Origin of the sequence: Alteromonas gracilis (assembly GCF_002993325.1) — a bacterium.
Taxonomy (GTDB): Bacteria; Pseudomonadota; Gammaproteobacteria; order Enterobacterales; family Alteromonadaceae; genus Alteromonas; species Alteromonas gracilis.
Map to the genome: position 1 here is coordinate 631,856 of NZ_PVNO01000025.1, position 13,347 is coordinate 645,202.

Below are 13,347 nucleotides of genomic sequence, written 5' to 3' on the forward strand. Positions count from 1 at the left end.
TGTACGCAAAAACTTTTCCGGCACTATCAACCGAAATGATGTAGAGCGCTCGAGAAAATGATTTGTTGTACATTCAACAAACAAAAGAGGCTAATCAATGAAAAGACAAAAAAGAGATAAACTGACACGCGCACATGCAAAAGGCTATCAAGCTGGTATTAGCGGTCGCTCGAAGGAATTATGTCCATTTCAGCAAAACGATGCTCGTTCACAATGGTTAGGTGGATGGCGCGAGGCAGTAGAAGATAGACACTTAGGTCTAAGTGTTAAATAACACTTCTCTTTTATGAACTGATTATGCAAAAAGGAAAGCCCCTGAAAAGGGGCTTTTTTTGTTTTTGACGTATCGCCTTCAAAACAATTAGCAGCTTTAAATACTAGAAGTTTGATGTATCTTGGAATAGCCCAACTTTTAAATCCTTTGCCACATAGATTTCTCGGCCATCGACTTCTACCGAACCGTCAGCCATTCCCATGAACAGCTTACGCTTAATAACGCGTTTCATAGTAATCTTGTAGGTTACTTTTTTAGCCGTCGGTAATATCTGACCTGTAAATTTGACTTCACCTACACCCAGTGCGCGCCCCTTACCAGGACCTCCGCTCCAACCTAAGAAAAAACCAACAAGTTGCCACATCGCATCTAAACCAAGGCAGCCTGGCATTACTGGGTCTCCAGGGAAGTGACAGTCAAAAAACCATAGATCAGGAGTTATATCCAATTCAGCGACAATTTCGCCTTTACCGTGTTCGCCACCGTCTTCGGTAATCGACACGACGCGATCCATCATAAGCATATTTGGTGCGGGAAGTTGACTGTTACCAGGACCGAACATTTCCCCACGGCTGCATGCTAGTAAATCTTCTTTATTAAAACTATTTTTGTTCTCTGACATTCCCAACTCGATGTTGTTATTAAAATGATGTTGCTAATCTAGCGAACACTTGTAAGCTAAACAACTCTGAACAGTGATTTTTCTGAAGAAAAACGCGTGTTACTATAGCTTTAGTTATCAGGCTAGAACAAATATCGCACTAATAGCGTGATATTTATACAGCAATTGTCTTTAGATCTACAATAACGTAATTTCGTGTGAAAACTATGACAGAACAAACAACAAAAACGCCCAATAAAAGTAGTTCGACAGATAAGGCAAAAGCAAACGCCGATAAACAGCGTCGTTTTAGAGAAAGACAGAAAGAAGCAGGTAAAAAGCTGGTTAGGGGTTATGTTAGTCCGGAAGCTAAAGCGTGTTACGACGAAATTCGTGATAAAACCGGATGGACAGATAGCGAAGCCATGTCAAATGCTATGCGATTAATGTATGCCGCTTACAAATGCGGTCAAATAAAGTTGCTCAACGAGTGGCTTAGAAAAAATAATCGTTAGGCATTTTTATTCGCCTTGGCTTTCAGCCATGTTCGACTAGGGCTGTTTTGCATTGTATGTCGCTGAACTATACGCCTCGCTTCTTTAAGCACATCATCCCGTTCTCGGTAGTCCCATAAACGCTTTGCCGTGGCTCGATTGTTTTCTGAGATATCAATAATAGGAGCAACGTAATCCTTGCCAAGCTCAAAATCTAGCATGACCGCCTCAAGTGGTGGAAGCAGATAAGGCGCGTGCACAGCATCATCTGGCAGCGCTGAAAGCTCTGGTATCCACTTTTTGATGAACACGCCGTCAGGGTCCAGTTTTTTTGATTGTGTAACAGGATTATATAGCCGAACAGTATGGATGCCGGTCACACTCGCCTGCATCTGAATTTGTGGATAGTGAATACCCGGTTCAAAATCTAAAAACTGAGTCGCCAAGTAGTGAGCAGCCTTTAGCCAGTGTACGTTTAAATGGTGACATAGAAAGCTGGTAACCATAGCGCGCATTCGAAAATTGAGATATCCCGTATGCTTTAACGCGCGCATACACGCATCTACAAGAGGATAACCGGTTTGCCCGATGCTCCAATAATAGAAACGCCGTTCCGCTTCCGGACCGTCGATATAAGGAAAGGTTTCGTATGCGCTATTCATTGGTCGCCATTCAATACTGCATTCACTCTCAAACTTTTGAATGAAGTGGCAATGCCAATGGAGCCTAGAGGTGAGGGCAGAAAGTGCGCGGCTCCATCGCTTTTTTTCTTCTTGGGAAAGGGATTTTTTTAATTGCCTTTGTAACTGTACGCTTTGATAGGCCTGCTTAATTGAAATGTTGCCCCATGCTAAATAAGGGCTCAAGCGTGTACATGCACGTCTTGCATGTTCGGGCTTTGAAATATGCTGATGGTAAAACTGACCCCGATGATTGAAAAAATCTTTCAGCACCTGCCAAGCACGACGTTCTCCGCCTGGCTGCATACCCTCGCTACATATTTGCGTTTCATCTTGCACGACATTGGTTGGTTCGTGCTCGCCTTCATCAAAGTTGCCAACGTGAGAACTATACGATGCCAATAGCGTACCAAGTGTTTGTTCAGCGATGTCTATTCTTTTATTGGCTCGCCAGTCTATCCAATTCACATGATTAATGTCGAAATCAAAGGTTGGCTCAGCAAAATGACGTTCCCAGTTTATCTTCCACTCTGACCGGTGTGGCAATCCGCGTATGACAGCACCATAAGATGACTCAATAAACGGTATTCTTTTTTCATTCAAATACTTAAACACCAGCTTATCGCGGTTATGCGTAACCTTTAGGCCAATTTCTTGGTAACTTCTAACCAAAGAAATAGAGAAAAATTGAGAAATATACTCAAGAGCTTCCACGACTTCTGAATGTAGCGAGAGGACTGTGATATTTTCTGGTAGCTGTCGGTTTATATCGTCAAGACTTTGTTGGACGAAGCGCCAGTGGCGCTCACTCATGTGGGGGTCTCTTAAAAGTGAAGGCTCCCAGCAGTACAACAGCAGTACACGCTCATTGGCCATCGCTGCTCGAAAGAGCGGTTCGTGGTCTCGTAAGCGCAAATCTCTTTTAAGCCATACTACCGTTACCGCTTGTTTACTACTTGATGTCGGCTTAGAAAAAGCAACTACAGCCACTTGTTACGAAAAGTGCCGTCTGGATCGTAAGTGTCAGTTTGCTTCTGCAAGTTAAACTGCCTATGACCACGGGGGTCGCTCCCAACACCCGCAAGATATAGCCAGTTTCCCCAGTTGCTACCTACATCAAAATCGACGAGTTGATGCTCAAACCATGCTGCACCATAGCGCCAATCTTGACGAAGTTCGTGCACAAAGCAGCTCGCAACTAATTGACGTCCTCGATTTGACATGTAGCCGGTCTCAGCAAGCTGACGCATACAGGCGTCTACAATAGGATAACCTGTTTTACCTTCACACCAACGAGTAAAGGTTTCTGGATCGTGTTTGGTTGAAGGCGTTTCACCTTGGATCCCACTGAAGCGAAACCACTTAGGCCCATACTTACACTGCAACCAATGAAAAAATTCACGCCATAAGAGCTCAAAGTAAATCCAGTAGGTGGAGTCATTTTTTTCAATAGTTTGTTCAAATTCTTTAACTTGCCTAACTACTTCGCGAGCAGATAAGGAGCCGTTCGCTAACCACGCAGAGAGTTTAGTGCTATGCTCCCATGTATCCAGCGCATTTCGTGTTTCTTTATAGGTTGCGGCCGCATGCCAATCAAAAAGGTAGCGATTCAAGTGAGAAAGCGCAGCTTTCTCGCCACCAACAAAAGTGTGGCTTGGCGAAGCGGGCAATTCTACGTTTATCTCAAAGCGATATTGCTGCTCAACTTCGGGGGCATAAGGGCTCGGCAACTGTGATATCTTTTTAGCCACTGGTAGCGGTTCACAGTGCTTTTCTACTTTTCTGCGAAATGGACTAAATACATCAGGCATATCTTCAATCGAAAAAGGAAAACTATTAACGTCGAAAAGGCCGTAAGTTGCGGTTTCTATCACCGTTAATCTATCAAAGAAGCGTTTTACGGTATTAAGTTGAGCAGTTTCGTTATAACCGCAATGCTGACTTACACCTAAGTGGGTATAGTCACCGGCTCTAAGAAGGTTAACTAAACAGTCGGCTGTTTTACCTCTCAACACCACTAGTTTATGACCATATTTATTAAGTGATTGCTCTAAATCGCTTAGGGTCTGAAGTAGAAATGTATGCCTGTGTTCACCCATTGGCGAAAAGCCAAATTCGTTGGGAAGAATATGTTGTTCATCCAATATATAGGCAAATGTTATCTCTGATACTTCTTCACAAAGCTTTTGTATCGCCGGTTGGTCGTGAAGTCTTAGGTCGTGTCGAAACCAAAACAAACCTCTGCGAACATCGTTTGTATGTTCACTTTCTCGCTGGTTATTTATCATACTAATTTGTCACGCTTTTTCGTTTTTTGTCGGATCCAGAATCTAAAATCGTACGTACACCTAACACTACGAAAATAATTCAAATTAAGTGCAGTGAAAAAGGAAAAAAAGTGACCGTTCCTACAAGCATCATGTGGTTCCGACAAGACCTTCGCGTAAAAGATAACCCCGCGTTAAATGCAGCCTGTGATATGGGCAAAATCGTTCCTATTTATATCTATGATGATAATGCGCCTGACGGCAGGCTTCCTGGCGGTGCAAGCCAGTGGTGGCTTCATCATTCACTTGAGTCGTTGAACAAGCGACTAAACGGTCACTTACAGATATTCAAAGGCGACCCGCAAACTATTATTCCTAGGTTGATGAAGACGTTCGACGCGACCTCTATTTTTTGGAACCGCTGTTACGAGCCATGGCAGATAAACCGTGATAAAGCACTCAAAAAGCATCTTATCGACGAGGGTTTTGAGGCACATAGCTGCAATGGTAGTTTATTGTGGGAACCTATGAAGGTTCTGAAAAAAGACGGTACGCCGTACCGCGTTTTCACTCCCTATTACAAAAATGGCTGTTTACAAGTTGAAGAACCGCGCTACCCCAAAGCACCTCCAGCACGAATTACCTACGCTGACGTGAAAAGTGAAGGTGACCAATTAGCATCATTGGCATTATTGCCTAGCATCAAGTGGGATGAGACTATCGCCAAAGAATGGTCACCAGGAGAAGATGGCGCCGCTGATAACTTATCTGACTTTATCGAGAACTCTGCTAGAAAATATAAAGATGGTCGCGACATTCCATCTGCACGCGGCACGTCACGCCTATCTCCGCATCTACATTTTGGTGAAGTATCGCCCAATCAAGTTTGGTACGCCATTAAAGATAAGTTTGGTAATAATGAAGATAAAAGTATCGAAACCTATTTAAGCGAATTGGGTTGGCGTGAGTTCAGCTACTATCTACTGTTTCACTTTCCTACGCTTCCAAATAAAAACTTCAACGATAAGTTCGATAAGTTTCCTTGGCGCACTGATGCTAAAGCATTAAAAGCATGGCAAAAAGGAAAGACGGGGATACCCATCGTCGATGCAGGCATGAGAGAATTATGGCAAACGGGCTATATGCATAATCGCATACGCATGGTTGTTGGGTCATTTTTGGTGAAAAACTTATTGCTTGACTGGCACGAAGGTGAGCGCTGGTTTTGGGATACCTTGTTAGATGCTGATTTAGCGAGCAACAGTGCGGGATGGCAATGGGTAGCAGGGTCTGGAGCAGACGCTGCACCTTACTTCAGAGTATTTAACCCTGTGTTACAAGGTGAAAAATTCGATAAAAAGGGCACCTATGTGCGTAAATATTGCCCTGAGCTTAATGGTTTATCAGATAAATATATTCATAAACCTTGGGAAGCACCTTCAGCCATTTTGAAAGACGCGGGAATTGAATTAGGAAAGCATTATCCGAAACCCATTGTCGATTTAAAAGCATCCCGCCAGCGTGCCTTAGATGCGTTTCAGGAAATAAAAGAGTAGGGTATGGCATCACTAATTTTAGTTTTAGGCGACCAGCTTACTGACACCTTGCCCGCCATCGCTAATGCGCGTAAAACGAAAGACACGATTTTAATGGCAGAAGTGCGCGAAGAAGCCACTTACGTTAAGCACCACAAGAAGAAAATTGCTTTTTTATTTAGTGCTATGCGTCACTTTGCGAAGCATTTGCGGGATAGCAACTATAACGTTAACTATGTTTATTATGACGATGAAGAGAACAAGGGCAGTTTACTGGAGCAAGTAAAGCATTCACTTGCATCGCAAAGTTTCACTGACGTTAAAGTTACGTCGCCAGGTGAATACCGGCTACTTAAAAGTATGGAGCAGTGGCAAAGTGTACTTGGCATTCCGGTAACCATTTGTGAAGACAACCGCTTTTTAGCAACGCCTGAAGAATTTAGTTCATGGGCTGAGGGTAAAAAGCAGCTTAGAATGGAGTTCTTTTATCGTGAAATGCGGCGCAAACATAATGTGTTAATGGATGGAAAAAATCCAATAGGCGGAAAATGGAACTATGACGCGCAAAACCGTGAATCTATGCCTGAGACACATCAAGTACCCAAGCACACCGTATTTAAACCAGATGACATTTCCTCCGAAGTCATTGAGCTCGTTAAAAACAATTTCGAAGGGCATTTCGGCGAAATTGAAGATTTTCATTTTGCGGTTACCCGTGAGGATGCGCTAGCCGTACTCAATACTTTCATAGACGAACGCTTACCTAACTTTGGCCAGTACCAAGACGCTATGGTTGAAGGTAAGCCCTGGCTATATCACTCGCACATTGGTTTCTACTTAAACTGTGGTTTGCTAACCCCCAGTGAAGCTATTCAGGCTGCTGAACAAGCGTATCACGCAGGGCAGGTTCCTTTAAATTCGGCCGAAGGCTTTATTCGTCAAATTCTGGGTTGGCGGGAATACGTACGCGGATTCTACTGGCACTTCATGCCGGGCTTAAAAACTGATAACTATTTTAATAACAGCCGGGCTCTTCCTTCGTTTTTCTGGGACGGACAAACCAATATGAACTGTATGCGTCAGTGCATAAAAGAGACCCAGAAAAACGCGTATGCCCATCATATTCAACGACTGATGGTTATAGGGAACTTTAGTCTGCTTACTGAGTTGAGTCCTGAAGAAGTTCAGGCATGGTATTTATTGGTCTACGCCGATGCTTATGAATGGGTTGAACTACCCAATGTAGCGGGCATGATTTTGTATAGCGATGGCGGTAATTTAGCAAGTAAGCCCTATGTGGCTAGCGGTAGCTACATCAATAAAATGAGTAACTACTGCAAAAACTGCGGATATCAAGTTTCGAAAAAAACGGGGCCAAAAGCGTGCCCCTTCAATTATCTATACTGGCACTTTATTGATAAGCAAAAAGAAAAGCTTAGCAATAATCATCGTATGGCCATGATCTATAAAACCTATGGACGGATGAAAGAAGAGAATATAGAAACAATGAAACAGGACGCTGCAATCTTTTTGTCAAAGTTAACCAAAAATGAAGAAGTCTGATCTACCGACGAAAATGTGTCCCGTCTGCCAAAGGCCGTTCACATGGCGAAAAAAATGGGAAAAGAATTGGGAAAATGTGCGTTACTGTTCTAAGCGCTGCGCTGGCAACAAGCGCAGCGCACAATCATCCTAGAAAGCAGAACTAAATCCTTAGGCAATAAAATTAAAACCAGTGAAAACGGTTTAGGTCGCCTATTAACGCAGGTTAATCATTTACCTGCACACATCCGTATAAACATGGATAAAACAAATAACAAGGAGTGTGTTGTGGAAGCACCTATCACCGTTGATCGATTGCGTTTCCTAATATACAGCTTTAAAGAGAAGCTTTGGGTTAAACCACTGGGCTTTTGTATGTTATCGCTAATAGTTGTATTTGTGGCAAAGATTGCCGATGGCACATCACTTGCCGAGCATATACCCGAAATTAAAGCAGAATCTGTCGAAACGTTACTGTCTATAATGGCATCTAGCATGATGGTCATCGCGACCTTTTCCGCAGGAACCATGGTCAATGCTTACGCCTCGGCAAGCCAATCCTCCACACCTCGTTCACTTAGTTTAATTATTTCTGATGACGTGTCGCAAAATGCGCTTTCTGTTTTTATTGGTGCCTTTATTTATAGTGCAGTTGCCCTTACCGCAATAAGTCATACATTTTTTAATGAAGCAGGGCTCTTCATCTTGTTTTGCTTAACGTGCTTGACTTTTGCGATGGTAATTCTAACGTTCATTCGATGGGTTGATAGCGTTGCGCGGCTGGGTCGTGTGGGCTCTACAATATTAAAGGTCGAAAAAGCTACACAAAGGGCAATCGAAAACCGAATTAAATCGCCCTGCCTAGGGGCCGTTCCTTCAGGGGAAGTGTCACAATCAAAAATTAAAGGGCAGGGGACACACCCTGTTTTCAGTCAGCGAGTAGGGTATATTCAACTTATCGATATAGCGCGAATTCAGCAATGGGCCAGTGAAAACGACGCTTTTGTTATTGTAAATATGCTTCCGGGAGAATTCGTTACTCCCGATAAGGTACTTGCCTACGTAAATAGGAAAGATGATGTAGAGAGTATCGAACAGGCATATACAATTTCGGAGGAACGGTCCTTCGAAGCTGATCCTCGATTTGGTTTTGTGGTGCTAGCGGAAATCGCTTCGCGAGCACTTTCACCAGCAATCAATGATCATGGTACAGCCATTAGTATTATTAGCAGTGTTACCAGACTATTACTATTGTGGAAAAACTCTGAAACCACACTACCGGCCGAAGATGAACTTAAGAGAGAGGATTATCAGTACGACCGTGTATCAGTACCAGAATTATCCATTCAAGACTTATTTGACGACGCTTATACCAGCATTAGCCGAGATGGTGCTGCTAATATAGAAGTCGCTATTCACATTCAAAAGTCACTCAATGCTATTAGCAATTGTTTTGATAAAAGTAGTGGTTTTAGCGAATCAGCTACACATTTTGCAACACAAAGCTTTAAAAGAAGTGAGCAGGCTTTAGCTTTCTCAGACGATATTGAGAGACTTAGAAAGTGTATCAATCAAAGTTCAGATTAATGAATCCTTACAATCTCATAGTTGTGCTTTATGTGTGATGCTAATATGTTTACCCGTTAGTAAAACGTAAGGAGATTCATATGTTTAAGCAAATTTTGGCCAGCGTGGGGATTGGCAAGGCTAAAGTCGATACTCTGTTGCTTTCAGACAGTTTACAGGCAGGGAAACCATTTGATATTGAAGTTGTCATCCAAGGCGGAGACGTCGAACAACAGCTTCAGGGATTAGAGTTTGCCGTTATGGCGAGCGCTAAAACTGAAGCTGATTTAGGCGACAATGAAGTCAAATACAATAAGAGTGTCATTCTGCAAAGTTGGAGCCAATCGTTTAATTTAACGATACAACCAGGCGAAACCGTCACTAAACAGCTCACATTAGATTTGCATCCAGAAGTACCCGCAACTTATTTATTTGGTCATCAAATTGGCAAGGTATGGTTGCAAACAGGGTTAGATATTAAGTCTGGTTTAGACGCTAGTGATAAGGATAGCCTGACTATAGTGCCGTCTAAAACTCAATTAGCGGTATTGAAATTCATTTCTGACAGCGGATATCGATTATTCAAATCTGATATAGAATTTGGTCGAGTCCGCGCTCATGATTTCGTTTCACATTTACCTTGTTATCAAGAGTACGAATTCAAACCAGAATCGCGAAGCTTATTCGGTGCTAGAGAGCTAGAGGTTACCTTTGTTGATAATGGCACTGAAACTGGTGTGTTAATTGAAATCGATCGAGCTTTTTTAGGTGATGGCTATAAAAGCATCTCTATACCAAATAACTGCAGTACTTCTGAATCAGTCCGTCATTATATCGAGCCACTTCTAGGCTAAATTCATGACAAAGAGCCGAGTAACTTAATCTTTATTCGGCTTTATATGCTTAGTTATTCAGTATGATTTGTTTATCAGCTTATACGTCACCAACCGAAGAAATCTTCAAATAACGCTTAGACATTTTGCTTCGATACACTAATCATGTTCACTAAAACTTAGAGAAAAACTGACTTTTTTACACATAAATATATCTACAACTTAATACTCTTACGATTTAATTACTGTTATTGGCTAAGTTATATTTAGGATATTCAATATAATTAATTGCAGGCTGATAATTCACATATCAGTAAAGCGTCAAACAAAATCTTCGTGTCTACGTGCTTCCAAATAGTGAAAAGATAATCGTGCGCTACGTGAATGAAATCAAAAAATCAGGGTAATCATACTGCAGATTTCACGTAGCGTACGATTATGTTTATTACGCCTAAATCAAATCATCTGAGCGGTTTTAAATTAAAAACACCGATGTAAGTTAGATGTTCACGCACAAGCCTTAAACCAAACACAGCGCCAACACAGCAGCCACGCATAAAAGTCTGTAAGTAATCACAGCCAACAAACCAACCGAAAAGAGCGACATCATCGCCCTAATCGTCCATATACTTAATTACGCATAATGTATATTATGTTAAATTGACTATGTAATTAAGCAATAGAACTGAGGTGTTATTCGAAACCAGTGGTTAGAGATTGTTTATTGATAAATATAGCGAGTTCATTGGAAAAAAATGTTTAATGCTCTTCTATTTAAATTTAAAGTCTCAAAATAGATAAGCTTCTATTCAATCGTTGTATATATAATTTCAGCACTCTACTTTCTTAAAATTAGTACTCTATGGTGATGTAACTAGTAATTGATAATTTAGCGGTTTGCATTATTTATTTTATCAACTCAATGGACCTTAATATGACGTCGATAAAATACTAAATAGCATTCCTGAAAAACAAAAATCCCTGAAATAATATGTAGCCTCGGTTATTTAAAATACCAGTATTTAGCAGATATCGTATTTATAAAGGTGAAACTTCAAAATCGTGGGTTATTTAAAATAGCTTCTTCATTAGAATTCAGTTTGTTCATGGTCGATGACAAAATTTACTGTTAGCATAATTAAAAACTGTTATATCGAGAGCGGCCTTGGTGTTAACTCCTATGAAAAATTGTTTATGGCATATCGGTCACCTATCCCACATATTCTCCGCTAACGGCTTTACTATTATGATCATGCACGAAGGGCGAATAAGAACATTGCCTATTAACATATAGCAAACACTCGTACAAACGCCTTAGTGTTTTGCCTATTAAGAATAGAGAGTGTTGTTTTAAAAGTGAAAATGAGCGTATATTTTTTAGGCGTCGCTACGTGAAATCTGAACAAACAATAGAGGTATTGCCTTGCACATTTCACGTAGCGCGCGATGTGAAATAGCCAGAAATTGTGAAAATCTAGCTAATGGATGCGTTTATTTATCGGCTATCGACAACGAAAATACCAATACTGTTTAATTATACAGTTGTATGGTAGAGTGCAGGCAATAAACGAAGACAAGTAGCGAAACATCACAAGGAAGGTCAATAGCACTAGGTCGCATCTTAAAGACTTTGCAGTTATTCACGCATGATAATTACAGTTATCATGCGTGAATATCTTTATAAATCAGTGCTATACAATGTTTATTCAAATAATTATTGTAGCTTAATTGTCGTTATCATTACTGTCAGTAAAGGCTTATTAATGTCCTCTAAACAAAATACTTCACGATTTTTACCGCAAAAGTCGACGAGTACGCCCAGTAGTAATGTTTACCCACATGACAAAGATAACACCATTACACAGCACGAAGAAACTTTGGAATTTAGGTATACGGGCAACAACAGTACTCTCAAATTGAATACTAAACTAATCACACCTGGTGACGCGTCTTCAGCGCATAACTTTGAACATTATTACAATGACATTTTTACTAGACTGCCGTATAACACGCAACGAGCTTATATTAGTGATTACAATGAGTTTGCTATTTTTTGCAGACAATCTGGTATGCAAGGTTTTACTAATGACTTCGCCCACAATGAAACATGTATCAAGCAGTACGTAGATGAGTTATGCCGTTCTCCCCTCGCCTACAGAACTATCAAGCGTCGCCTTTCTGCTCTCAGTAAATTTCTTGGGGTTGCAAAACTTCCAAATCCAATTATACGCTCAGCGTATCTGAGAGACTTTATTCGCTTGTCCCTTATAGAGAATCGAAAATATCGTTTGTCTCACAAGCAAGCAGTACCACTTACTATTGAAATGCTAGAACAGATTAATAACGCCATCATTCCTGATTCTCTTTTAGAGTTGAGAGACATCGCCATCATTAATCTAATGTTTGATGCATTGTTACGCGCAGATGAATTAGTTCGGGTTTGTGTGGATCACATATCTGCTCGTAATAATACCTTGCTTGTTATTTCTTCTAAAAGTGATCAATCAGGTCAAGGCCAATACAGGTTCGTTTCTTCAAGTACTATTTCTATGATTCAAGAATATATTAACGAAGCCAATCTTGACCCTAAAACAAAAATGCCTAGGGAGCTAACAGACCTGCGCGGTTTACATAAAGGTATTCTTTTTCGACGCCTTACAAATCACAAAACGGCGCTTTTACCGTTTGATGAGAATATTCCTAGGCACATGGCGAACGTATTAAATTACTCCAGTGTTTATAGAATTTGGCAGCGAATAGCACTTCGTGCAGGAATAACAGACAATATTACGCCTCACAGTGGGCGCGTTGGCGGTGCAGTCTCACTTGCGGAAGATGGTGCATCTCTTCCGGAACTTCAGCTTGCTGGCGGATGGCAATCACCAGAGATGCCGGGGCACTATACCAAACAAGCGAACGTAAAACGCGGAGGTATGGCGAAGCTGTCAGCTAAAAGAAAACGATGATAGCGCATTTATTCAAAGACTTACGCTTCTTTCTTAAAGTTATTGCGTTACGCGTAACCCAACCCTACTCAAACATCTCTGGCTCGCCCCTCTTATTCTTACTCATTATCCTATTATTGAACCCAAATTCGCATAAGTACCGTACCTAAATAATGATATTGATGCGCATCAGCGTGTGGGAGCTTACACGCTAATGTGATGCGTTGATGCTTTTAAATAAAGGAGTTTTACATGAGCAGTGGAATTGATACCAAGCACGGAAAATTACTTGCAGAATTGGTCGTCCCATCTTCTTCTTGGCATATCCAACCGGAAAAACAAGACCCTTTCAAAACGAAAGAGGCTGCGGTGGACTATTTAAATTCACATAACGAACCTCTTTATCTTCATGTTCCACTAGCACAGTCTGAAGATTTCGTTCGAATATGCGTCACTTCTCGTGACGATGATGTGGTGTTCACTATAAAAGACATTAGCAATGGCGGCGAGACCTCACTTCACTATTCTCATATCAAAAATCTAGACAGTACAATTCGTACTTTAGTTGATGAGTGTTGTGATAAAAAGATAAAGGCACTTTAGGTTTACG

The 13,347-nt window shown here is 41.2% G+C and carries 12 protein-coding genes; 9 read left to right on the forward strand and 3 right to left on the reverse strand.

Translation table 11 applies throughout. The annotated features are described in order from the left end of the window. Positions 1–97 precede the first annotated feature (97 nt). Entirely contained in the window at positions 98–274 is a 177-nt protein-coding gene (gene rmf, locus C6Y39_RS11265) for a ribosome modulation factor (RefSeq protein WP_105931333.1), read from the forward strand. 103 nt (positions 275–377) lie between these two features. Here the strand turns inward: rmf and fabA are convergent, their stop codons facing one another. Further along, positions 378–896, reverse strand: coding sequence for a bifunctional 3-hydroxydecanoyl-ACP dehydratase/trans-2-decenoyl-ACP isomerase (gene fabA / locus C6Y39_RS11270; protein ID WP_105931334.1), 519 nt, complete (start codon positions 894–896; stop codon positions 378–380). A 206-nt stretch (positions 897–1,102) separates the two neighbouring features. On the opposite strand from fabA, the gene C6Y39_RS11275 reads away from it, so the two are divergent. Continuing rightward, entirely contained in the window at positions 1,103–1,390 is a 288-nt protein-coding gene (locus C6Y39_RS11275) for a hypothetical protein (protein WP_105931335.1), read from the forward strand. Here C6Y39_RS11275 and C6Y39_RS11280 read toward each other — a convergent pair. Together C6Y39_RS11280 and C6Y39_RS11285 are read right to left on the reverse strand one after the other, a co-directional pair. Next, on the reverse strand, positions 1,387–3,039 hold the full coding sequence (locus C6Y39_RS11280; RefSeq protein ID WP_240618873.1) for a cryptochrome/deoxyribodipyrimidine photo-lyase family protein: 1,653 nt from the start codon (positions 3,037–3,039) through the stop codon (positions 1,387–1,389). The genes C6Y39_RS11275 and C6Y39_RS11280 overlap by 4 nt on opposite strands. Next, on the reverse strand, positions 3,030–4,337 hold the full coding sequence (locus C6Y39_RS11285; RefSeq protein WP_105931336.1) for a DASH family cryptochrome: 1,308 nt from the start codon (positions 4,335–4,337) through the stop codon (positions 3,030–3,032). The genes C6Y39_RS11280 and C6Y39_RS11285 overlap by 10 nt, the downstream gene beginning before the upstream one ends. Positions 4,338–4,447: 110 nt before the next feature. Here C6Y39_RS11285 and C6Y39_RS11290 point away from each other — a divergent pair, with 110 nt between their 5' ends. The 7 genes from C6Y39_RS11290 to C6Y39_RS11320 all read left to right on the forward strand — a co-directional run bounded on the left by C6Y39_RS11290 (position 4,448) and on the right by C6Y39_RS11320 (position 13,340). Then, entirely contained in the window at positions 4,448–5,872 is a 1,425-nt protein-coding gene (locus tag C6Y39_RS11290; protein WP_105931337.1) for a cryptochrome/photolyase family protein, read from the forward strand. A gap of 3 nt (positions 5,873–5,875) precedes the next feature. After that, on the forward strand, positions 5,876–7,414 hold the full coding sequence (locus tag C6Y39_RS11295) for a cryptochrome/photolyase family protein (RefSeq protein WP_105931338.1): 1,539 nt from the start codon (positions 5,876–5,878) through the stop codon (positions 7,412–7,414). Then, entirely contained in the window at positions 7,401–7,547 is a 147-nt protein-coding gene (locus tag C6Y39_RS11300) for a DUF2256 domain-containing protein (protein ID WP_105931339.1), read from the forward strand. Before C6Y39_RS11295 ends, C6Y39_RS11300 begins: the two co-directional genes overlap by 14 nt. A gap of 134 nt (positions 7,548–7,681) precedes the next feature. Beyond that, entirely contained in the window at positions 7,682–8,980 is a 1,299-nt protein-coding gene (locus C6Y39_RS11305; RefSeq protein WP_105931480.1) for a DUF2254 domain-containing protein, read from the forward strand. Positions 8,981–9,060: 80 nt separating this feature from the next. Beyond that, positions 9,061–9,813 (forward strand): sporulation protein, encoded by a 753-nt coding sequence (locus C6Y39_RS11310; RefSeq protein ID WP_105931340.1) that lies wholly within the window; start codon positions 9,061–9,063, stop codon positions 9,811–9,813. Positions 9,814–11,555: 1,742 nt separating this feature from the next. Continuing rightward, a complete protein-coding gene (locus C6Y39_RS11315) occupies positions 11,556–12,758 on the forward strand; it encodes a tyrosine-type recombinase/integrase (RefSeq protein ID WP_240618874.1) in 1,203 nt (400 codons plus the stop codon). Between the two features lie 231 nt (positions 12,759–12,989). Continuing rightward, positions 12,990–13,340 (forward strand): hypothetical protein, encoded by a 351-nt coding sequence (locus C6Y39_RS11320; RefSeq protein ID WP_105931341.1) that lies wholly within the window; start codon positions 12,990–12,992, stop codon positions 13,338–13,340. The last annotated feature ends 7 nt before the right edge of the window (positions 13,341–13,347 follow it).

Bases quoted from the DNA above. Each gene is read 5' to 3' on its own strand.
- C6Y39_RS11300 (WP_105931339.1), top strand. From the start codon at position 7,401: ATGAAGAAGTCTGATCTACCGACGAAAATGTGTCCCGTCTGCCAAAGG.
- rmf (WP_105931333.1), top strand. From the start codon at position 98: ATGAAAAGACAAAAAAGAGATAAACTGACACGCGCACATGCAAAAGGC.
- C6Y39_RS11285 (WP_105931336.1), bottom strand. From the start codon at position 4,337: ATGATAAATAACCAGCGAGAAAGTGAACATACAAACGATGTTCGCAGA.
- C6Y39_RS11315 (WP_240618874.1), top strand. From the start codon at position 11,556: ATGTCCTCTAAACAAAATACTTCACGATTTTTACCGCAAAAGTCGACG.
- C6Y39_RS11320 (WP_105931341.1), top strand. From the start codon at position 12,990: ATGAGCAGTGGAATTGATACCAAGCACGGAAAATTACTTGCAGAATTG.
- fabA (WP_105931334.1), bottom strand. From the start codon at position 896: ATGTCAGAGAACAAAAATAGTTTTAATAAAGAAGATTTACTAGCATGC.
- C6Y39_RS11295 (WP_105931338.1), top strand. From the start codon at position 5,876: ATGGCATCACTAATTTTAGTTTTAGGCGACCAGCTTACTGACACCTTG.
- C6Y39_RS11310 (WP_105931340.1), top strand. From the start codon at position 9,061: ATGTTTAAGCAAATTTTGGCCAGCGTGGGGATTGGCAAGGCTAAAGTC.
- C6Y39_RS11275 (WP_105931335.1), top strand. From the start codon at position 1,103: ATGACAGAACAAACAACAAAAACGCCCAATAAAAGTAGTTCGACAGAT.